Consider the following 21093-nt stretch of genomic DNA (forward strand, 5'->3'; position numbering starts at 1 on the left):
GGCCGAGCGGCGCGATCAGTCGATCGCGCAGCGCCCGCGGTGCGCGCCGAGGGTCCAGTTCGGGGCCGTGCCCGTGAGCTGGCAGGCCAGCAGGTACAGCGGGATCGGCGCCGCGTACGGGGACGTGCCGTCCGGCCGGTGGATCAGCCGCGGGCCGCGGTCCGGGATCACCGCGCCCGGCGCGTAGAAGGACGGCAGCGGCCAGGTCAGGTCCAGGTCCGAGCCCTCCGGGACCAGCCACCACCACCAGTCGCGGTCCGCGTACACGCAGCCCTTGGCGGGCAGCCGGGACAGCACCCGGAAGCCGTGCCGCGCCGGGACGCCGACCGCGTCGCACCCCAGGTGGGTGCGGTAGCCGGCCGGCGGCACCAGCCGGACCTCGCCCTCCGCGCCCGTCGGGGCCGTGGTCACGCCGTTCTCGGCGGAGGCGCGCGCCGCCGGGATCCGGCCCGCAGGTCCGCCGAGCCATCCGAACGGTGCGAGGGGTCCGCGCGCCGCCCCCAGAGGTCCGCGCGGCCCGAGCGGCCCACGTGCCCCGAGCGGTCCCAGAGGTCCGAACAGGGTGGCCATGGACCTCAGCACGGCAGCTCCGTGCCGTGGGCCAGCTCGGCCCAGACGACCCGCCCCGTGCCGTTCGCGGTCGGGTCCGCGCCCCACGCGCTGGACACCGCGTCCACCAGGATCAGCCCGCGGCCGCGCTCCTCCTCGCCGCAGTCCCGGATCCGGGGGCCGGCCGGGCCGCCCTCGTCGTGCACGGATATCCGCAGGCGGTCCTGTCCTTCGCGCAGCTCGCAGATCACACGGGCGCTGCCGGTGTGCACCACCGCGTTGGTGACCAGTTCGGAGACGACCAGGGCGACGGTGTCGCGCACGTCCTCCCCGCAGCCCCAGAGCGTCAGCCGTTCGTGGGCCAGCAGGCGGGCCCGGGCCACCGAGGAGGTGCGGGCCGGCAGCTCGAAGGCGAAGCGCCGTACGGAGGGCAGGGCACGCCGAGCGTCGGCCAGCGGTCGCGGGTCCATGGGCCGGGGGTCCATGAGTCTCGGGGTGAGCGCGTTACCAGAGGCCACGACCGGTTCCTAACAGTGGGGAAGCAGTGCCGAACCCCGCCTTGGTCCGGGCGTGGCGCGGCAGCCGCGTGAACTGGTTCACCGGAATACTGTCCTCCCGACTCGGACACTTGGCAAGTGGCACTCTGAAAATTGCAGAGTGCGGTGTTCTCTCTGAACGGCTCGCATGGCACACTCGTCGGGAAACAGCGCGTCGGGGAGGTCTGAGAGTGAGCGAGCCGCGGTCCGCCCCCACGGTGGGACAGGTCGTACTCGGCAAGCGCCTGCAGGACCTGCGCGAACGCGCGGGCCTCAAGCGCGAGGAGGCGGCGAGGATCCTGCGGGTCGCCCCGGCCACCGTCCGCCGGATGGAGACGGCCGAGGTCGCGCTGAAGATCCCGTACGTGCAGATGCTGCTCAAGGCGTACGGGGTGCCCGACGAGGAGGCCGACGGCTTCGTCCTGCTCACCGAGGAGGCCAACCAGCCCGGCTGGTGGCAGCGCTTCCACGACGTGCTGCCCGGCTGGTTCTCCATGTACGTCAGCCTGGAGGGGGCGGCCAGCCTCATCCGGGCGTACGAACCCCACTTCGTTCCCGGACTGCTGCAGACCGAGGACTACGCGCGCGCCGTCATGCGCAGCGGAGCCGTCGGCGCCAGCCGGGCCGAGGACATCGAGCGCCATGTCGCCCTGCGCATGGAGCGTCAGTCCCTGCTGACCAGGGAGGACGCCCCCAAGTTCTGGGTGGTCATGGACGAGACGGTGCTCCGCCGGCCTGTCGGGGACGGCCCGGAAGTGATGCGCGCCCAGCTCGACCGGCTGCTCGACGCATGCGAGCTGCCGAACGTCACCCTGCAGATCGCGGAGTTCGCGTCCGGCCACCACCCCGGCACCTACGGACCGTTCGTCCTCTTCCGCTTCGCCATGCCGGAACTGCCCGACATGGTCTACAGCGAGTACCTGACCGGCGCCGTCTACCTCGACGCGCGACCGGAGGTGGCCTCCCACCTCGAGGTCATGGACCGCATGGCGGCCCAGGCCGCGACTGCACAACGCACGAAGGAGATTCTCCGGAGTCTCCGCAAGGAGCTGTGAATGATTCGCATATACAACGGCATGCCCGCCGCCGACCTCGGTGCCGAGGGCTGGCACAAGCCCTGGAGCGGCGGCAACGGGGGCAACTGCTTCGAGGCCATGAAGCTGGCCGACGGCAGGATCGCCGTGCGACAGTCCGCAGACCCCGACGGCCCCGCGCTGATCTACACGCACGGAGAGATCGCCGCCTTCATCCAGGGGGCCAAATCCGGTCAGGCTGACTTTCTGCTCACCTGACCTCTTCCGCCCCCGCCGTGCCGTCGCGTAACTCTTGCTGCAGGAACCACCGTTCGACCGCCGAGGAGAGCCGATGACCCAGGACCCCGCATCCGTACGGATCGACACCAGCAAGCCGCATCCCGCGCGGATGTACGACTGGTTCCTCGGCGGCAAGGACAACTACCCCGTCGACGAGGAGATGGCCCGGCAGTTGCTGACCGTCGACGCGCGCGGACGGGAAATGGCCCTGGTCAACCGGGCGTTCATGCACCGGGCCATCCGCTGGCTGAGCACCCACGGGGTCCGTCAGTACCTGGACATCGGCACCGGCATCCCGACCGAGCCCAACCTCCACCAGATCGCCCAGGGCGTCGCGCCCGAGTCGCGGATCGTCTACTGCGACAACGACCCGATCGTGCTCGCGCACGCGGCGGCGCTGCTGCGCTCCACGCCGGAGGGGGCCACGGAGTACATCCAGGCCGACGCGCGCGAGCCCGAGGAGATCCTCGAACGGGCCGGAAAGACCCTTGACTTCGGGCAGCCGATCGCGCTGTCGATGCTGGCGCTGCTGCACTTCGTCGACGACGAGGACGGCGCGTACGAACTGGTGGCCAAGCTGGTCGACAAGCTGCCCTCGGGCAGCTACCTCGTCCTGTCCCACGTCACCGGCGACTTCGACCCGGAGGGCGCGGCCAAGGCCCGTGCCATGTACAAGGCGCGCGGGCTGACCCTGCGGCCGCGCTCCCGCGACGAGCTCAGCCGCTTCTTCGACGGGCTCGAGTTCGTCGAGCCCGGGGTCACGCTCACCGCGGACTGGCACCCGGAGCTGGGCGAGCCCGTCCCGGTCGCGGGCGACGAGCCGATCCCGGGCTGGGCCGGGGTGGCCCGCAAGCCGTGACCCGCGAGCCGTGACCCGCAGGCCGTAGGCACGCGGGGCCGGCAGGCCGAAAGGGCGACGGCCCGCACGCCTCCTCCGGGGCCTGCGGGCCGTCGCCGTCCTGACGGGGTCAGCGCCCGCCCGCCGGGGGCGTCAGGGTGACGAGGAAGCTCCGCGCCGGCCCGGTGTTCCCGGCGGCGTCGATCGTGCGGTACTCGATCCGGTGCGTGCCGTAGTCCGGCGTCGCGTCGTCCCACGGCACCGCGCGGCTGCGGCCCAGCTTCCCGTACACCAGACCGTCCACCTCCGTCCCCGACGGGGTGAAGCGGAACGGCGCGCCGGGGTCGGTGACCCAGCCGTAGTACGTGTACCAGCCGTCGCCGTCGACCCGGAACTGGGTCACGACATGGCCCTCGCGGTCGTCCCGCGCGCTCAGCCGCATCGTGAACGGCCCGTCGTAGACGTACTCGACGGGCCGCCCCGGCCGGTGGACGGTGCGCAGGGGCTCCGAGAGCTCGTACGCGGCCGTCGCCGGCCGGGCGTCGACCGTCCAGCGCAACTCCGCCCCGGTGCCCGGGATGCGCGCCGTCAGCGTGTGCGTGCCGGGCGTCAGCCGCAGCGGACGCAGGTCCAGGTCACGGTCGTTGCCCGGGTTGGCGACGGCCCGGCCGTCCAGGGACCAGAACACCGGCAGCGTGCGGTCGAGCGGGTGTGTGGTGTCGGCGTGCACGACGGTCCGCGCGCCGACGGGGGTGTCCGTCGGGGTGTGCCCGGTGAACGCCGGTTCCACGGAGGCCGGTTCGGTCGTCAACGCCGGGTTCACCGTCCAGGTCACCGTGCGCGTCAGCGCCGACGAGGCGCGGATCGCCGGGTCGCGGACGAACGGCGTCGGGTCGGTGACCGTGGCGGTCAGCGTGTGCGCGCCGGGGGAGAGGTCCAGTCGCCGCAGGTCCAGCGTGCGCGCGCCACCGGTGTCGAGCGGACGGCCGTCCAGCCGCCAGGCGACGGCCAGTTCGCCGCCCACGGGGTGCAGCGTGTCGACCCAGACGGTCCGGTCCGCGCCGATCGGGGCGGCGTTCGACGCGTGGTCCTGGACGAGGTTCACCTTGGCGGCGATCCGCTGCACCATCACCTCCCGCTCCACCTGGTCGAAGTCATAGCCGAGGGTCTTCATCAGGGAGTGCCGGCTCGGCCGCCAGACGCCCTTCGTGCTGTACAGCCCGCCCTCGTACCGGCCGATCACCCCGCCGGACTCGCTCTCCTCGCCGAGCCAGCGCCACCACTTGGCCCGCCGCTCCCGCAACTGCTCCTCGGTGAGCAGCGTGTGGTGCGCGGAGTCCGGCTCCGGGCCCTCGTAGGTGCCGCCCGGCACGCCGCGCGCGTAGTAGTCGTACTCGTCCTGGAGCCCGCCCAGCGAGTGGCCCAGTTCGTGCGGGGTGATCAGCGCCGACAGCGCGTTGCCGCCGGAGGCGGTGGCGTAGCTGCCGCCCGCCCCGCCGTACGTGTCGCTGTTGGCGAGCGCGAGGATCTGCCGGTTCGCCGGGGTCGTGCCGGGCACGAGGTCGGCCAGCTCTGCCGCGAGCCGGCTGTCCACGGTGAGCAGCCGCTGCACGCTCGACGGGTTGCAGCCGCCCCAGAAGGCCATGCCGAGCGCGGTGTCGCGGCGCGGCGCGTCCAGGCCCGGGTCGCAGTCGACGCCGGACTCGGCCGACGCGACCTCGACCGCCCACACGTTGACGTAGGAGCGGTACGAGGCGAAGGGCTCGATGCTCCACAGCACGTTGAGGTGCCGGTCGACGTCGGCCCGGAACTCCGCCCGCTGCTCCGCGGTGTAGCCGTCGCCCATGACCACCAGGTTGAACCGTTTCTCGGCCGGGCCGGTGGTCTGGATCGGGACGACGGCGGCCGCGGCGGCCACGGCGGCCGGCTCGGGACCGGCCGCCGCCGGGCCCGCGCCCACCAGCCCCGCCGCCAGCAGCAGGGCCGTGGCCAGCGAGGCCGCCGTTCTGCGAAGTCGTGTGCCAGGAGAGGTCATGGGGCGCGAGGTTAGGCGGCGGCCCCGAGTGTCGTAAAGATGTTCGTCAGCCGTCCATGAGGGCGGTACCCGGCCGTCGCGGCGAGCTGGACGGACTCCGCCGGTCCGCCCTCGTACCCTGCCCGCATGCACGTACTCAGCAGCAGGATCCTGCTCCGCCCGGCCGATCCGGAGCGCTCCCGCCGGTTCTACGGGGAGACGCTGGGCCTCGCCGTGTACCGGGAGTTCGGCACGGGCGAGGAGCGCGGCACGGTCTACTTCCTCGGCGGCGGCTTCCTGGAACTCTCCGGCCGCGCGACCGCCCCGCCCTCCCCGGGCCTCCGCCTCTGGCTCCAGGTCGAGGACGCCCACGCCGCCCACCGCGAACTGGCGGCGCGCGGCGCGGACATCCTCCGCGAGCCGGTCCGGGAGCCCTGGGGCCTGATCGAAATGTGGCTCACGGACCCGGACGGCGTCCGCATCGCCGTCGTCGAGGTCCCACCGGACCACCCGCTCCGGTACCGGCCCTGACCCGGGCGTCAGCCGACGTCGAGGGCGTTGCGGAGGCCGAGGCGGTGGCGGAGGCGGTCGTGGCGTTTGAGGGCTTCGATCTCCGGGGCGCGGAACAGGGGGCGGACCGTGCAGCGCGGGGCCGTCGAACCGGTGCGGTCCAGGAGGGCGTTCACGGCCTGGCGGGCGGAGGTGTTCGCGCCCTCCATGGTGGCCAGGTCGATGGGCACCGCCACGTAGTCGCCGGCGAGGTAGAGGTTCGGGACCTTCGTGGCGGCGGTGGGGCGCAGGTGGTACGTGCCCACCGGGTGGATCAGGAGTTCGTCCTCGTTGACCGGGTTCGGGCCGCCGATGCCGGAGACGCCCGGGTCCAGGAACCAGGAGTGCAGGTCGGAGTCCTTCAGGACCGTGCGGCCGGTGTCGTTGAGCGCCGCCTTCAGCTGCGCCCAGACCTCCTTGGCGACCTCCTCGGGTGTGCACCGCTTGGCGGTCCTGCCGTACAGGATCCCCGGCTTGTCCCATTCGGAGATGTCCACCGACAGGCAGTCGACGACCGTGCCGTCGCCGTACACGTCCGCGAAGGAGCCGCCGGTCCAGTGCCGGGCCTGGGCGATGGCGGTCAACGACCAGGGGGAGTCGATGCAGTTGACGTGCCCGTCGACCATCGGCGGCCGGGCCGTCAGATAGAACTGGATGCCCGTCATCCAGTCCGTCTGCAGGCGGTCGCAGCGCGCCAGCATCGGGTCGGCGGCGCGCAGCGCGGCGCCCCAGGTGCGGCGCGCGTGCTCCACGGGGAGGGCGCAGACGTAGTGGTCGGCGACCACGGTCTGCCGGGCGCCGTCCGGGTCCTCGACGAGGGCGGCGGTGATCCGTCCGGAGCCGTAGGCGAGTTCGCGCAGCGTCCAGCCGATTCTGAACGCCACGCCCAGCGCCCGCAGATGGGCTGCCCATGGGTCGATCCACGCCTCGTTCGTCGGCCCGTCGAGGATGCGGTCCGGCGGGCCGTCCGCGCCCCGGCCCAGCGCGTTGAACACGAACGCTTCGCCGAGCGTCCCGACCGTACGGGTGCTGGCCTCCTCCGCCTTGGTGGCCACGATGTTGCGGGTGACGCCGATGGCGAGGATCCGCTGGTACGCGTTCGACATCTGGGCGGCCCGGGTGAACGTCCACCACGGGGTGTGCTCCCACACCTCGTCGCGCCGCTCGTCGCAGCTGGTCAGGAAGACCAGGGCGCGGTTGACGAAGTACGCGGCCTCGTGCGGCGGGAGTCCGCGCACGGTCTCGACGAAGCCGGTCAGGGCCCGGCGCACGTCCTCCAGGGTGAGTTCGGCGGGCTGCTGCCCGGGCCAGGGGATGGGGGCGCGCAGGTCCTCGGCGCCGGAGCGGGCGAACATCATCTCGGGCGGGGCGACCAGGTTGTCCCACACGCCGTTCGCGTTGCCGGGGAAGGGGATGCGGCGCATCGTGTCCGGCAGGTTGTGGTAGATGCCCGGGATGAAGCGGAAGCCGTGCTCGGCGGGGAGCGGCCGGCGGGCGCCCCGCGCGCTGCCGGGCACGTCCATGGAGCGGGCCTTGCCGCCGAGGGCGCGGCGCTCGTAGACGGTGACCCGGAAGCCGCGTTCGGCCAGCTCGTGCGCGGCGGTCAGCCCGGCCACGCCGCCGCCGAGGACGGCGACGGACGGTGCGGCCGACTGCGCCGACGCCGGCCCGGCCGCGGCGGCCGGCGCCGCCCCGGCCGGTACGCCGGCCGCCACGGCGGCTGCGGCGCCCGCCGCCACGAAGGTGCGTCGAGAGGTGCCCGTACGGTCCATGCCCCAACCCCTTTACCGGCGGTAACTGTCGCGTCCGGCGCAGGAATATACGGCCGCCCCTCACCCCCCGGAAGCACCGCGCGGGCCCAAACCGCACCTTGGCGCGAACCGGCCGCCCGGCCCCACGGGACAATGACCCCATGGCACGTCGAACCTCACGCACCCCCCGCACCACGGCCCCCGCCGTCACCGCCGCCTCGCCCTGCCCCTGCGGGCTCCCCGCGCCGTACGGGGAGTGCTGCGGCCGCTTCCACTCCGGCGCCGCGCAGGCCCCGACCGCCGAACGGCTGATGCGCTCCCGGTACGCCGCCTTCGTCGTCCGCGACGAGGCGTACCTCCTGCGCACCTGGGCCCCGCGGACCCGCCCCGCGGAGGTGGACTTCGACCCGGGCATGCGCTGGACGGGCCTGGAGATCCAGGAGACGACCGACGGCACGCCCTTCCATCAGCAGGGCACGGTCACCTTCACGGCCGGCTACACCCACGGAGGCCAGGCCGGCACCCTCCACGAACGCAGCCGCTTCGAACGCCACGAGGGCGCGTGGGTGTACGTGGACGGCGACTTCCTGGACTGACCGGAACCCCGCCCGCTCCCGTGTCAGACCGCCGTCGCGCCCGCCGGTTCGCGGTGTCGGGGGAGGCCCTGGGTGAGGTCTTCCGCGACCAGGCGCTTGGCGATGGCGTCGGTGGCGGCGCGGAGTTCCGGGCCGCTGGGGCGGCCTCGTTCGCGTTCGACCTGGGCGGTGAGCCACTCGCCCCAGGCGCGGGTGATCACCTCGGCCTCGCGCCGGCCTGCCCGGGTGTGCGAGAGCAGGTTGCCCTCGCGCTCCAGGAAGCCCTCGTCGACCATCCGGTCGAAGACCGGGAGCAGGACCTCGGGCGGGACGCGGCGGCCGGCCGAGATCAGGCCGAGGCTGGCGTGGCCGACGAGCCGCGTGTACAGCTCGACCTGCATCACCGCCCACGCGCCGGCGATGTCGAGCCGGGTGTCCGAGGACTCGACGATGCGGCGGGCGGTGTCGAAGCCGGTGTGGCGCAGGATCCGGGCCACCGCCAGTTCGAGCAGCTTCGCCGAGTCGCCGCTGGTCGTCGGGGAGGCGAAGCCCTCGCCCATGTCCGGCGCGGCCTCGCGGACGGTGTCGCGCAGGGCGACCTGCTTCAGGAACAGCGCGACGACGAAGCCGACGGCGGCGACCGGCACGGTCCACAGGAAGACGGTCTGGAGCGTGTCGGCGTACGCCTGGACCAGCGGCGCGGCCTGTTCGGGCGGCAGGTCGCGCAGCCCCTCCGGGCTCTGCGCGGCCCGGGCGAGGGCGGCGGGGTCGGGGGCGCCGGCGACCCGGGCCGCCTCGGCGACGCCCTCGGTGAGGTTCGGCTCCAGGGAGTTGGCGTAGATCGTGCCGAAGACGGCCGTGCCGAACGAGCTGCCGAGCGTGCGGAAGAACGTGACGCCGGAGGTGGCCGTGCCGAGATCCGCGTAGTCGACGGTGTTCTGGACGGCGATGGTGAGCACCTGCATGCACAGGCCGATGCCGACCCCGAGCACGAACATGTACAGGGACTCCGGCCACGTGCCCGTGTCCGGGCCCATCAGCGACAGCAGGAACAGCCCGGCGCCCATGACCAGGCAGCCCACGATCGGGAACACCCGGTACTGGCCGGTCTTGCTGACCACGTTGCCGCTGAACACCGAGGCGATCAGCAGGCCGACGACCATCGGCAGCGTACGGATGCCGGAGACCGTGGCCGAGTCGCCGTCGACGTACTGGAGATAGGTCGGCAGGAACGTCATCGCCCCGAGCATCGCGAAGCCGACGACGAAGCTCAGCACCGAGCAGACCGTGAAGACCGGATTGCGGAACAGCCGCATGGGCAGCATCGGTTCGACCGCGCGGGTCTCCACCCAGCAGAACAGTCCCAGGGCGAGCACCCCGCCCGCGAACAGCCCGAGGATGACGCCGGAGCCCCAGGCGTACTCGTTGCCGCCCCAGCTGGTCGCCAGGATCAGCGCGCTCGCGCCGGCCGCGACCAGGCCGATGCCCGCGTAGTCGATCACCGGACGGCTCGCGGAGCGGACGGCGGGGATCGAACGGGCGGCCGCGATGACGACCAGGATCGCGATCGGGACGTTGACGTAGAAGGCCCAGCGCCACGTCAGATGGTCGGTGAACAGCCCGCCGAGCAGCGGGCCGATGACCGTGGAGACGCCGAAGACCGCGCCGATCGCGCCCTGGTACTTGCCGCGGTCGCGCAGCGGGATCACGTCCGCGATCAGGGCCATGGACGTGACCATCAGCCCGCCGGCACCCAGCCCCTGCAGCCCGCGCCAGACGATCAGCAGCGTCATGTTGGAGGCGAGACCGCAGAGGAACGAGCCGGTGATGAAGACGACCGCCGAGATCTGGAAGATCACCTTGCGGCCGAACAGGTCGCCGAACTTGCCGACCAGCGCGGTCGAGACGGTCTCGGCCAGCAGGTACGCGGTGACCACCCACGACATGTGGGCGCCGCCGCCGAGGTCCGCGACGATCGTGGGCAGTGCGGTGCCGACGATCGTCTGGTCCAGCGCCGCGAGCAGCACGCCCAGCATGATCGTGCCGAAGACGATGTTGCGGCGGCGCTGGTCGAGTACGGGTGGCTCGGCCGCCGGCGGTGCGGGGGCCGCTGCGCTGGTGGTGGTCACCTTCGCACCCTCACACCGGGCGGCCCGCGTCGCATGCGGAGAGGTCCGAACCGGTGTACGGTCGGGCCTCTCGTCGGCTACTGGCCGGGGCGCACCGGCAGCAGCGGGTGGTGCTTGGCCAGCACCTTGTTGGCCCGGGCCAGCGCGGCCAGCGCGTGCTCCCGGTCCGCCCGGTCCTCCGCGCACAGCGGTCCCCGGAACCGGTTCACCTCACGGGCGGCGCAGACCGCGTCGAACTCCGCCTGCAGCACGTGCTGCGGCAGGCAGGACCCGATGAGGGCGGCGACGCGGTCGGGGATCGGGACGGGTACCAACGGCGAGGTGATCACGGGGCTTTCCTTTTGGGTGCGAGTCGGAGGTCGGGGTGGGGTCTCCTCCTCCCATACGTACCGGATCCCCGTCCGCGTTCCGCGACGGAAATGTCATCGCCGGGCAACGGCTCCGGGTCGGCGGGCGCCCGGCCGGCCGGCACGGCGTCGGTACCTGCGGGAATGGGCCGCGGGCCGGGGGAGGGGCGCGAGGGGGTGTGTCCCATCTCACGTTGCCCCGGGGCACGTATCATCGGGCCCGCGCGATCGGGGACGAACGGAGGGGGACGGCATGCGGGCCGAAGCGGGAGCCGAGGCGGGGACCGAGGCCGGGGCCGAAGCGGGGGCCGCGGCTGAGGCGGGGGCGGACGGCGGGGACATAGCCGGCACCGCCGGGACGGAGCCGGAGACGGCCGGGACGGAGCCGGAGACGGCCGGGACGGAGCCCGGTACCGCCGAGGCCGCTGACGCGGCGGAGGGAGTGACCGCCACGTCCGACCCGGCCGCCGAACCGCGCCTGGCGCGGCTGATCGTCGCCACGGCCGCCGTCGCCGTGGCCCTCGCGGTGTTGTTCCACGCCGGCATGGTCTTCTTCCACGTGGCGCCGAAGAACGCCGTCAGCACCCGGCACAAGAGCACCATCGACGCCTACATGTTCCCCGAACTCGCCCAGAACTGGGCCGTCTTCGCCCCCAACCCCCTGCTCACCAACTCCCGCGTCCTGGCCCGCGCCGAGCTGCGCGGCGCGGACGGCCGTACGTCGGTCACGCAGTGGGTGGACATGACGGCCTACGACCTGCGGACCGTGCGCGGCACCCTGGTCCCCAGCATGACGATGGAGCAGTTCCGTCAGGGCTGGAAGAACTTCAAGCGCTCGCACGACCGTTCCGGCCGTCCCGTCGGCAAGCTGGGCCGGCTCACCGAGCAGAACCTCAAGCGGCTCGCCCTCGAACGGCTCCGGCCGGTGCTCGGCGGGCGTTCCGCGCAGCGCGTCCAGTTCCGCGAGCTCACCCAGGCGATCCAGCCCCCCGAGTGGACCGGCCGCACGGTGAGCGACGTGTGGAAGTCCCGCGCGTACGGCTGGCTCACGGTCACCCGTGACGACCTGGAGGGAACGGTGACCGGACGATGAGCACGACGACGCCCCCCGCACGCACCACCCGCCTGACGCGGAGCGCCGAGCGGCTGATCGACCGGGCCGCCGCCACGTCCTACGCCCCGTACCAGACGGCGGTCCTGCGGATCGGCCTCTCCGGGGTCTGGCTCTTCTACCTCGTCCGCCACTGGCCGGACCGCCTGGAGATGACTGGGCCGGACGCGCCCTGGAGCTGGGCCATGGCCCGGTGGTGGGCGAACCCGGACGCGTTCGACGCCCTGCTGTGGTGGCAGGGCCGGGCGTACTACGAGGTCTTCTACCTGCTGGCCGTCGCGGCCGCGGCGGCGGTCCTCCTCGGCTGGCGGACCCGCACGGCCTCGGTCGTGATGGTGCTCGGGATCCTGTCCTTCCAGCACCGCAACGAGTTCCTCACCAACGCCGGCGACCGGCTGCTGCACATCCTCGCCCTGTACCTGGTGTTCACCCGCTGCGCCCAGGTGTGGTCGCTGGACGCCCGCCGCGCGCGGCGGGCCGCGGAGAGCGGCGCGCCCCGGCGTGACCGCACGGGGCTCGTCCTCGGGGCGTTGTCCGGCGCGGCGCTCGTGTTCCTCGCCGCGACGGGCCGGCTCACCGTCTCGTGGGGCGTGACGCTCGGGGTGCTGTGGCTGGCGCAGGCCGTGTGGTGGGCGGTGTCCGCGTACGCCCCCGGCGTGCCGCGCTCCGTCTGCGACCGGATCGCGCACCTCGTGCACAACGGGGCGCTCGTGGTGATCGCCTTCCAGATCTGCATCGTGTACGCCTGCGCCGGCTGGTACAAGATCCCCGGCTCCACCTGGCAGCAGGGCACGGCCGTCCACTACGCCCTGCACCAGGAGTTCCTGACGTCCTGGCCGATGCTCAGCGAGGCGCTGACGTCCAGCAGCGTGCTGGTGCTGGCCATGACGTACGGCACGGTGATCGTCCAGGTCGCGTTCCCGTTCGCGCTGCTGCGGCGGAAGGCGAAGAACGTGCTGCTGGTGCTGCTGATCGGCGAGCACATCGGGATCGCCGTGCTGATGGGCCTCCCGTACTTCTCCCTGGTCATGGTCGCCGCGGACTCCGTGTTCGCGCCGACGGCGCTCCTGCTCTGGCTCGGCCGGACCAGCGGGCGGCTGGGCCGTCGGCTGCTCGACGGCCCGGACGAGGACGACGCGGCGGACGACGCGGCGGCCGGGGCGGAGCCCGCCGAGGCCGCGACCGAGGACGCGCCGAAGGCGGCCGCCGTGCCCACCGCCCGCTCAGGAGCCTGAGGCCCTCGGAGCCGGGCCGTCAGCGGATGTGGCGGCCCGTGAGGGCACGCGCGATGACCAGGCGCTGGATCTCGCTCGTACCCTCGAAGATCGTGTAGATCTTCGCGTCGCGGTACATGCGCTCCACGGGGTGCTCGCGGCTGTAGCCCGCGCCCCCGAGGATCTGCACGGCCTTCTCCGTGGCGGTGACGGCGAGTTCCCCGGCGCGGAGCTTGGACATGGACCCCTGGGCCGCGTCGAAGGGGCGGTCGTTGCGGGCCATCCAGGCGGCCTGCCAGATGAGCAGACGGACCGCCTCGATCTCGGTGCGAAGGTCGGCCAGGGCGAAGGCGATCGACTGGTTCTCGACGATCGGGCGGCCGAACGCGACGCGCTGCCCCGCGTACTCGAGGGCGTACTCGTACGCGGCGCGGGCGATCCCGAGGGCCTGGGCCCCCACGGTCGGGCGGCTCACCTCGAAGGCGGCCATGGCGGCCTGGCCCTTGGCGCGGCCGCCCTCGCGGGCCCGGGCGAGCCGGGCGTCGAGGCGGTCCTTGCCGCCGAGGAGGCAGTGCCCGGGGACCCGTACGTCGTCGAGGAAGACGTCCGCGGTGTGCGAGGCCCGCAGGCCCAGCTTCCTGATCTTGCGGTTGCCGGTGAGGCCCGGCGTGCCCGGCGGCACCACGAAGCCGGCCTGGCCGCGCGCGCCGAGTTCCGGCGCGACGGAGGCGACCACGACGTGGACGTCGGCGATGCCGCCGTTGGTGATCCACGCCTTCTGGCCGCTCAGCACCCACTCGTCCTTCGCCTCGTCGTAACGCGCCCGGGTGCGCATCGCCGCGACGTCGGAACCGGCCTCGGGCTCGGAGACGCAGAAGGCCGCGAGCCGGGGATCGGTCGCGTCGCCGAAGCACTGGGGCACCCACTCCGCCAGCTGGTCCGGGGTTCCCGAGGCGAAGATCCCGGCGACCGCCAAGTGCGTCCCGAAGATCGCCATGCCGATGCCCGCGTCGCCCCAGAACAGCTCCTCGTTGGCGATCTGCACGGAGAGCCCGGTCGGGTCGCCGTACATGTCGGCGAGCGACTCGAAGCCGTACAGGCCGATCCGCGCCGCCTCCTTGATCACCGGCCAGGGCGTCTCCTCGCGCTCGTCCCACTCCGCCGCGGCCGGCCGCACCACCTCGCGGGCGAAGCCGCGCACCCATTCGCGCAGATCACGCTGCTCCTCGGTGAGTCCGAGGGAGAAACCGCTCATGTCCGGGGCGCTCCTCAGGCCTTGGGGATGTCGAAGTAGCGGGTCAGACCGGACGCCAGGGCCACGTCGCCGGCGATCTTCAGCTTGCGCATCATGAACATGGTCACCGGGTTCGCGTTGCCGGAGACCAGCTTGAGGAAGTCCGCGTCGGCCAGGACGAGGGTGGTGCGCGGCTCGGCCTCGGAGCGGCCCTCGGTGACCTCGCAGCGGCCTTCGGCGATGCGCGTCTCGTACACCGCGTCGCTCGCGCCGGTGATCTTCCAGCGGATCAGGGCGTCCAGCGTGCCCGCGGCCTCGGGCCGGAACTGCTGCCGCATCCGGCCGAACACCTCGCGCAGGACCCGCTCGCGCAGCGCCGCGTCGGCGGCGAGCTCCTTGATCTGCCGGTCCGACAGGCCCTTGACCAGCCGGGCGAACTCGGCGGGGGAGACGGCGGCGAAGTCGAGCGAGGCGAGCTGGGCACCGATGTCGTCCGTCACGGCGACTCCATTCTTTACTCTGGAGTAAGTTTACTTTCAGGTAAGTATGGCGCTCCCGTGCGGATGCGCAAGAGGGTGCGCCAGGTGATGCGCAGGAGGATGCGCACGCCGTCGTGCGCGACCCGTTGAATTTTTCTTACGTACGAGTAAGTTGACTGCTCGGTAAGTCCAGAGGTCCCGCTCACTCCCCGCCCGCACGCCGCGAACAGGAGCCACCCATGGGCGTACGCAAGGATCTGCGGCAGGCCGCCCGGCACGGTGAACTCGCCGCCCGTCACCAGGTCGAGCTGGTCCGCGAGAACGGTGTGGTGCGCGAGGCGCGCAGCGCGCCCCTCGTCCCGCCGCCCGCGACCGGCACCCCCGCCGACATCCCCTTCACCAACGCCGCCGAGGCCCCCGACAGCGTCGTCCTGCGGCGCAGGGAGCACGGCGCCTGGCGGCCGGTCACCGCCGCCGCGTTCGCGGCCGACGTCGCCGCCACCGCCAAGGGCCTCATCGCCTCCGGACTCGAAGCCGGCGGCCGCGTCGCCCTGATGGCCCGCACCGGCTACGAGTGGTGCGTGCTCGACTTCGCGGTCTGGGCGGCCGGCGGGCAGACCGTCCCCGTCTACCCCACCTCCTCCGCCGAGCAGATCGCCTGGATCCTGGAGGACTCCGGCGCCCGCCACGTCGTCACCGAGACCGCCGAGCACACCGCCGCCGTCGAGGACGCCGCCGTGGGCCTCCCCGGCGACGGGGGCGTCGCCCTCTGGCAGATCGACGCCGGCGCGCTCCCTCGGCTCCGCCTCCTCGGCGAGGACGTCACGGACGAGGAACTCACCAAGCGGCGCACCGCGCTCACCGCCGACTCCCTCGCCACCGTCTGCTACACCTCCGGCACCACCGGCCGGCCCAAGGGCTGCGTGCTCACCCACGGCAACCTGCACGCCGAGGCCGCCAACACCGTCGAACTGCTCCACCCGGTCTTCAAGGCGATCACCGGACAGACCGCCTCCACCCTGCTGTTCCTGCCGCTCGCCCACATCCTCGGCCGCACCATCCAGATCGCCTGCCTGATGGCACGCATCGAACTCGGACACTTCCCCAGCATCAAACCCGACGAACTCCGCCCCGAACTCCGGGCGTTCCGGCCCACCTTCGTCGTCGGCGTGCCCTACCTCTTCGAGAAGATCCACGACACCGGCCGCGCCACCGCCGAGAAGCTCGGCCGCGGCGCCTCCTTCGCCCGCGCCGACGCCATAGCCGTCCGCTTCGGCGAGGCCGCCCTCGGCCACTTCCTCGGCAAGGGCCCCCGGCCCGGCCTCGGCCTCACCCTCGCCTGGGCCCTGTACGACCTGCTGGTCTACCGCCGGGTCCGCAAGGAACTCGGCGGCCGGCTGCGGTACGCCATCAGCGGCGGATCGCCGCTCGACCGCCGCCTCAGCCTGTTCTTCTACGCCGCCGGCATCCTGATCTACGAGGGCTACGGGCTCACCGAGACCACCGCCGCCGCCACCGTCAGCCCGCCGCTCCAGCCCCGCCCCGGCACCGTCGGCCGCCCCGTCCCCGGCACCGCCATACGGATCGCCGACGACGGCGAGGTGCTGATCAAGGGCGGCATCGTCTTCCGCGCGTACTGGAACAACGAGGCCGCCACCGCCGAAGTCCTGGACGACGACGGCTGGTTCGCCACCGGCGACCTCGGCGCCCTCGACGACGACGGCTACCTCGTCATCACCGGCCGCAAGAAGGACATCATCGTCACCTCGGGCGGCAAGAACGTCTCCCCGGCCGTCCTGGAGGACCGGCTGCGCAGCCGCCCGCCCGTCGGACAATGCCTGGTCGTCGGCGACAACCGCAGTCACGTCGCCGCGCTCGTGACCCTCGAACCCGAGGCGATGGAGCACTGGCTCGCCGTCCGCAAACGCCCCAAGGACACCCCGCTCGCCGACCTCTGCCGCGACCCCGAGCTGATCGCCGACATCCAGAAGGCCGTCGACCACGCCAACAAGGCCGTCTCCCGCGCCGAGTCGATCCGCCGCTTCCGTATCGTCCCCGGCGAGTTCACCGAGGAGAACGGGATGCTCACCCCGTCCCTCAAGGTCAAACGGCACGCCGTCGCCACCGCGTACGCGGCCGAGATCGAGGCCCTCTATGAGTGAGCCGGAGACGACGAGCGGGCCCCGGCCGGCCGCGTACGACTACGACGTCATCGTCGTCGGCTCCGGCTTCGGCGGTTCGGTCTCCGCCCTCCGGCTCACCGAGAAGGGCTACCGCGTCGCCGTCCTCGAAGCCGGCCGCCGCTTCACCCGCGACGAACTGCCCCGCACCTCCATGAACCTGCGCGACTACCTCTGGGCGCCCCGGCTCGGCCTGTACGGCATCCAGCGCATCCACCTGCTCGGCAACGTCATGGTGCTGGCCGGCGCGGGCGTCGGCGGCGGCTCCCTCAACTACGCCAACACCCTGTACGTGCCGCCCGCCGCGTTCTTCCAGGACCCGCAGTGGAAGGACATCACCGACTGGCGCGCCGAACTCGCCCCGTACTACGACCAGGCCCGCCGCATGCTCGGGGTCCGCACCAACCCGACCGTCACGGAGGAAGACGAGCATCTGCGCGCCGTCGCCGGGGCCTTGGGCGTCGAGGACACCTTCCGCCGCACGCCCGTCGGGGTGTTCTACGGGGACGGCGACGACGCCGACGGCTCGGTGCGGGCCGCGCCCGGCACCGAGGTCCCCGACCCGTACTTCGGCGGCGCGGGGCCCGCGCGCCGGGCCTGCACCGAGTGCGGCGCGTGCATGACGGGCTGCCGGTACGGCGCGAAGAACACCCTCAACGAGAACTACCTGTACCTCGCGCAGCGGGCGGGCGCCGAGGTGCACCCCCTGACCACCGTCGTCGCGGTGCGGGAGGACGGCCGCGGCGGCTTCGAGGTGGTCACCCGGCCCACGCGAGGCGGCCGCCGTAAGTCCCGCCGCCGCGTGCTGCGCTGCGCCCGCGTCGTCCTCGCCGCCGGCACGTACGGCACCCAGACCCTGCTGCACACCATGAGACGCGACGGATCCCTGCCCCGGATCCCCGACCGGCTCGGCGTGCTCACCCGCACCAACTCCGAAGCTCTCGTGGGGGCGTCGACCTGGCCCCGTCGCTACCGCAAGGTGCGCGGCGGCGAACCGGACTTCACCCGGGGCGTGGCCATCACCTCGTCCATCCACCCGGACGCCACCACCCACATCGAGAACGTCCGGTACGGCAAGGGCTCCAACCTCATGGCGCTGATCTGCGTCCCCCAGTACCGCCTCGACCGGCCCAAGTGGCGCGCCGCCACCGCGGCGTTCCTGCGTCACCCCGTCCTGGTCGCCCGCACCGCGACCACCCGGCGCTGGTCCGAGCGGACCATCATCGGCCTGGTCATGCAGACCCACGACAACTCCCTGACCACCAGGCTCCGACGCGGCCGGATCACCGCCGACCAGGGCCACGGCGCGCCCAACCCCGTGCACATCCCCGAGGGCTGGGCCGCGGCCCGGCTGCTCGCCGAGCGGATCAACGGCTTCCCCGGCACCAACCTCGGCGAGCTGATGAACAAGCCGCTCACCGCGCACTTCCTCGGCGGCTGCCCCATCGGCGCGGACCCCGGCTCCGGCGTCGTCGACCCCTACCACCGGCTCTACGGACACCCCGGCATCTCCGTCGTCGACGGCTCGGCCGTCTCCGCGAACCTCGGCGTCAACCCTTCCCTCACCATCACCGCCCAGGCCGAGCGCGCCATGGCCCTGTGGCCCAACAAGGGCGAGCCCGACCCGCGTCCCCCGCAGGGCGCCCCCTACACCAGGGTCGCGCCCGTCGCGCCGCACCGCCCGGCGGTGCCGGACCACGCTTACGGGCGGCTCGTCCTGCCGGTGCCGTCCGTCCCGCCCCGGCGCGAGCCGGTTCAGGACGCGAAGACCTCCGACAGGTCGTACGACACCGGCTCCTCCAGCTGCGCGTAGCCGCACGACTCCGGCGTCCGGTCCGGCCGCCACCGCTTGAACTGGGCGGTGTGCCGGAACCGGTCGCCCTCCATGTGGTCGTACCCCACCTCGCAGACCCGCTCCGGCCGCAGCGCCACCCACGACAGGTCCTTCTTGCCCGACCAGCGGCTCGGCGCGCCGGGCAGCCGCGCCCCGGCGTGCGCGGCCTCGTCCGCCCACGCCGCCCACGGATGGCCGTCCGGCGGGTCCATCCGCAGCGGCTCCAGCTCCGCCACCAGCTCGGCGCGCCGCTTCGCGGTGAACGCCGCGCACACACCGACGTGCTGCAGGGCGCCGGCGTCGTCGTACAGGCCGAGCAGCAGCGAGCCCACCACCGGACCGCTCTTGTGGTGGCGGTACCCGGCCACCACCACGTCCGCGGTCCGCTCGTGCTTGACCTTGTACATGACGCGCTCGTCCGGCCGGTACGGCAGGTCCAGAGGCTTGGCGATCACCCCGTCGAGCCCCGCGCCCTCGTACTGCTCGAACCACCGCTCGGCGACCTCCGGGTCGGTGGTCGCCGGGGCCAGGTGCACCGGCGGCCGCACGCCCCGCAGAACCGACTCCAGCCGCGCGCGCCGCTCGCCCAGCGGGGTGCCGAGCAGCGACTCGTCGCCCAACGCCAGCAGGTCGAAGGCGACGAACCGGGCCGGATTCCGCTCCGCGAGGGTCCGCACCCGGGAGTCGGCGGGGTGGATCCGCTCGGTCAGCCGGTCGAAGTCGAGCCGCCCGCCGTGCTCGATGACGATCTCCCCGTCCAGCACGATCCGCTCCGGCAGCCGCTCCCGCAGCGCCTCGACCAGCTCGGGGAAGTACCTGGTCAGCGGCTTGCCGGTACGGCTGCCGAGCACCACGTCCGGGCCGTCGCGGTGCACGATGGCCCGGAAGCCGTCCCACTTCGCCTCGTACTGCATCCCCGGCGGGATCTTCTTCACGGACTTGGCGAGCATCGGCTTCACCGGCGGCATCACGGGCAGATCCATGGGCCGATTCTCCGGTATGCGCACGAAATGCGCCGCTTGTCGGCCGGCCCTACGCTGACGGGCATGGCAGCCAAGGCGGGAGCGGTGGAGCTGGAGGTCGGGGACCGGACCGTACGCGTCTCCAACCCCGAGAAGGTGTACTTCCCGGAGCCCGGTTACACGAAGCTCGACATGGTCCGCTACTACCTCGCCGTCGGCGACGGGATCACCCGGGCGCTGCGGAACCGGCCCACCACCCTGGAGCGTTACCCCGACGGGGTGACCGGCGAGTCGTTCTTCCAGAAGCGGGCGCCCAAGTACCTGCCGGACTGGATCCCCACCGCGCACATCACGTTCCCCAGCGGCCGGTCCGCCGACGAGATGTGCCCCACCGAGCCGGCGGCCGTGCTGTGGGCCGCCAACCTCGGCGCGGTGACCTTCCACCCGTGGCCGGTGCGGCGCGACGACACCGACCACCCGGACGAACTGCGCCTCGACCTCGATCCGCAGCCCGGCACCGACTACGCCGACGCGGTGCGGGCCGCCCACGAACTGCGGGCGGTCCTCGACGAGCACGGGCTGCGCGGCTGGCCCAAGACCTCCGGCGGCCGCGGCCTGCACGTGTTCGTGCCCATCGAGCCGCGCTGGACCTTCACCCAGGTCCGGCGCGCCGCCATCGCCTGCGGGCGCGAGCTGGAACGGCGGATGCCGGACCGGGTCACCATCAAGTGGTGGAAGGAGGAGCGCGGCGAGCGGATCTTCGTGGACTACAACCAGACCGCCCGCGACCGCACGATCGCCTCCGCGTACTCGGTGCGCCCCAAGCCGCACGCCCCGGTCTCCGCGCCGCTGCGCTGGGAGGAGGTCGACGACGTGGTCCCGGAGGACTTCGACATCCGTACGATGCCGGCCCGGTACGCCGAGGTCGGCGACGTCCACGCCGACATGGACGACCACCGCTTCGGCCTGGAGTCCCTGCTCGAACTCGCCCGGCGGGACGAGGCCGAGCACGGCCTCGGCGACCTGCCGTACCCGCCGGAGTACCCGAAGATGCCGGGCGAGCCGAAGCGGGTGCAGCCGAGCCGGGCGAAGAAGGAGCAGGAACCCGAAGGGGGCTGAGGGCTGCGGCGGTTCACCAGCCGTTGCGGTCCCGTCCGGAACCGCACTCGACCCAGCGGATGACCGCGGACACGGTCGTGGCGTCGAGCAGCGACAGCACGTCGATCGCCGAGGTGTCCCCGGCGCGCGGCGGGATGCCGGCGGCGGTGAGCGCGCTGTGCAGGTCCACGCGGTGCTGGTCGGCGGGGGAGAGCGCGTACGGCAGCCGGTCCCGCGCCTCGGGGGCGGGGAGCAGGTAGTCGTCCAGACCGGCGAACGCGTCGAGGCTGCCGAGGGCGGTGTCGAAGGTGGTGTGCGTCATGGCCACTCCCTGGGGCTGTTGGTGCCAGGGGAGACCCCGGGGGACGGGCCCCCGGTTC

Annotated in this window: 20 protein-coding genes; 10 read left to right on the plus strand and 10 right to left on the minus strand. The window is 72.9% G+C overall.

Features of this window, described 5'->3' with window-relative positions; translation table 11 throughout:
* Positions 1-15: 15 nt before the first annotated feature.
* Together ACNJ93_RS26885 and ACNJ93_RS26890 are read right to left on the minus strand one after the other, a co-directional pair.
* Positions 16-411: a hypothetical protein gene (locus tag ACNJ93_RS26885; protein ID WP_418960026.1), complete on the minus strand. Its 396-nt coding sequence runs from the start codon at positions 409-411 to the stop codon at positions 16-18.
* A 164-nt stretch (positions 412-575) separates the two neighbouring features.
* Positions 576-1067 (minus strand): ATP-binding protein, encoded by a 492-nt coding sequence (locus ACNJ93_RS26890; RefSeq protein WP_418960027.1) that lies wholly within the window; start codon positions 1065-1067, stop codon positions 576-578.
* A 209-nt stretch (positions 1068-1276) separates the two neighbouring features.
* Between ACNJ93_RS26890 and ACNJ93_RS26895 the strand changes: the two genes are divergently transcribed.
* The 3 genes from ACNJ93_RS26895 to ACNJ93_RS26905 all read left to right on the plus strand — a co-directional run bounded on the left by ACNJ93_RS26895 (position 1277) and on the right by ACNJ93_RS26905 (position 3257).
* Positions 1277-2140: a helix-turn-helix domain-containing protein gene (locus tag ACNJ93_RS26895; RefSeq protein ID WP_418960028.1), complete on the plus strand. Its 864-nt coding sequence runs from the start codon at positions 1277-1279 to the stop codon at positions 2138-2140.
* Complete coding sequence (locus ACNJ93_RS26900) at positions 2141-2377, plus strand: DUF397 domain-containing protein (RefSeq protein WP_418960029.1); 237 nt, start codon at positions 2141-2143, stop codon at positions 2375-2377.
* A gap of 73 nt (positions 2378-2450) precedes the next feature.
* Complete coding sequence (locus ACNJ93_RS26905; RefSeq protein WP_418960030.1) at positions 2451-3257, plus strand: SAM-dependent methyltransferase; 807 nt, start codon at positions 2451-2453, stop codon at positions 3255-3257.
* A gap of 109 nt (positions 3258-3366) precedes the next feature.
* Here the strand turns inward: ACNJ93_RS26905 and ACNJ93_RS26910 are convergent, their stop codons facing one another.
* The gene (locus tag ACNJ93_RS26910; protein ID WP_418960031.1) at positions 3367-5271 is read right to left on the minus strand and encodes a M64 family metallopeptidase; all 1905 of its coding nucleotides are present in this window, start codon (positions 5269-5271) and stop codon (positions 3367-3369) included.
* Between the two features lie 126 nt (positions 5272-5397).
* Between ACNJ93_RS26910 and ACNJ93_RS26915 the strand changes: the two genes are divergently transcribed.
* A complete protein-coding gene (locus ACNJ93_RS26915; protein ID WP_418960032.1) occupies positions 5398-5781 on the plus strand; it encodes a VOC family protein in 384 nt (127 codons plus the stop codon).
* 8 nt (positions 5782-5789) lie between these two features.
* On the opposite strand, the gene ACNJ93_RS26920 is transcribed toward ACNJ93_RS26915, so the two are convergent.
* Positions 5790-7571: a hydroxysqualene dehydroxylase gene (locus tag ACNJ93_RS26920; protein ID WP_418960033.1), complete on the minus strand. Its 1782-nt coding sequence runs from the start codon at positions 7569-7571 to the stop codon at positions 5790-5792.
* A gap of 140 nt (positions 7572-7711) precedes the next feature.
* Between ACNJ93_RS26920 and ACNJ93_RS26925 the strand changes: the two genes are divergently transcribed.
* Positions 7712-8146, plus strand: coding sequence for a YchJ family protein (locus ACNJ93_RS26925; RefSeq protein WP_418960034.1), 435 nt, complete (start codon positions 7712-7714; stop codon positions 8144-8146).
* A gap of 23 nt (positions 8147-8169) precedes the next feature.
* On the opposite strand, the gene ACNJ93_RS26930 is transcribed toward ACNJ93_RS26925, so the two are convergent.
* Both ACNJ93_RS26930 and ACNJ93_RS26935 read right to left on the minus strand, forming a co-directional pair.
* Positions 8170-10254, minus strand: coding sequence for an MDR family MFS transporter (locus ACNJ93_RS26930; RefSeq protein ID WP_418960035.1), 2085 nt, complete (start codon positions 10252-10254; stop codon positions 8170-8172).
* 77 nt (positions 10255-10331) lie between these two features.
* Positions 10332-10583, minus strand: a complete 252-nt coding sequence (locus ACNJ93_RS26935) for a hypothetical protein (RefSeq protein ID WP_418960036.1) — start codon at positions 10581-10583, stop codon at positions 10332-10334.
* Between the two features lie 271 nt (positions 10584-10854).
* Here ACNJ93_RS26935 and ACNJ93_RS26940 point away from each other — a divergent pair, with 271 nt between their 5' ends.
* Together ACNJ93_RS26940 and ACNJ93_RS26945 are read left to right on the plus strand one after the other, a co-directional pair.
* On the plus strand, positions 10855-11694 hold the full coding sequence (locus tag ACNJ93_RS26940; protein WP_418960037.1) for a DUF5819 family protein: 840 nt from the start codon (positions 10855-10857) through the stop codon (positions 11692-11694).
* Positions 11691-12947, plus strand: coding sequence for an HTTM domain-containing protein (locus ACNJ93_RS26945; RefSeq protein WP_418960038.1), 1257 nt, complete (start codon positions 11691-11693; stop codon positions 12945-12947). Before ACNJ93_RS26940 ends, ACNJ93_RS26945 begins: the two co-directional genes overlap by 4 nt.
* 19 nt (positions 12948-12966) lie before the next feature.
* Here the strand turns inward: ACNJ93_RS26945 and ACNJ93_RS26950 are convergent, their stop codons facing one another.
* Both ACNJ93_RS26950 and ACNJ93_RS26955 read right to left on the minus strand, forming a co-directional pair.
* The gene (locus ACNJ93_RS26950; protein ID WP_418960039.1) at positions 12967-14181 is read right to left on the minus strand and encodes an acyl-CoA dehydrogenase family protein; all 1215 of its coding nucleotides are present in this window, start codon (positions 14179-14181) and stop codon (positions 12967-12969) included.
* Positions 14182-14195: 14 nt separating this feature from the next.
* Entirely contained in the window at positions 14196-14660 is a 465-nt protein-coding gene (locus ACNJ93_RS26955; protein ID WP_418960040.1) for an SCP2 sterol-binding domain-containing protein, read from the minus strand.
* A 218-nt stretch (positions 14661-14878) separates the two neighbouring features.
* Here ACNJ93_RS26955 and ACNJ93_RS26960 point away from each other — a divergent pair, with 218 nt between their 5' ends.
* Both ACNJ93_RS26960 and ACNJ93_RS26965 read left to right on the plus strand, forming a co-directional pair.
* On the plus strand, positions 14879-16801 hold the full coding sequence (locus tag ACNJ93_RS26960) for an AMP-dependent synthetase/ligase (protein ID WP_418960041.1): 1923 nt from the start codon (positions 14879-14881) through the stop codon (positions 16799-16801).
* A complete protein-coding gene (locus tag ACNJ93_RS26965; RefSeq protein WP_418960042.1) occupies positions 16794-18632 on the plus strand; it encodes a GMC oxidoreductase in 1839 nt (612 codons plus the stop codon). Before ACNJ93_RS26960 ends, ACNJ93_RS26965 begins: the two co-directional genes overlap by 8 nt.
* Here the strand turns inward: ACNJ93_RS26965 and ACNJ93_RS26970 are convergent.
* A complete protein-coding gene (locus tag ACNJ93_RS26970) occupies positions 18575-19636 on the minus strand; it encodes an ATP-dependent DNA ligase (protein WP_418960043.1) in 1062 nt (353 codons plus the stop codon). The genes ACNJ93_RS26965 and ACNJ93_RS26970 overlap by 58 nt on opposite strands.
* A gap of 63 nt (positions 19637-19699) precedes the next feature.
* On the opposite strand from ACNJ93_RS26970, the gene ligD reads away from it, so the two are divergent.
* Positions 19700-20734, plus strand: a complete 1035-nt coding sequence (ligD, locus tag ACNJ93_RS26975) for a non-homologous end-joining DNA ligase (protein ID WP_418960044.1) — start codon at positions 19700-19702, stop codon at positions 20732-20734.
* 13 nt (positions 20735-20747) lie between these two features.
* Here ligD and ACNJ93_RS26980 read toward each other — a convergent pair whose 3' ends face one another.
* Positions 20748-21035 carry a hypothetical protein gene (locus ACNJ93_RS26980; protein WP_418960045.1) on the minus strand — a complete coding sequence of 96 codons (288 nt, stop codon included), beginning with the start codon at positions 21033-21035 and terminating at the stop codon, positions 20748-20750.
* Between the last annotated feature and the right edge of the window lie 58 nt (positions 21036-21093).

It is taken from the genome of Streptomyces tritici, from assembly GCF_048500665.1.
Taxonomy (GTDB): Bacteria; Actinomycetota; Actinomycetes; order Streptomycetales; family Streptomycetaceae; genus Streptomyces; species Streptomyces tritici.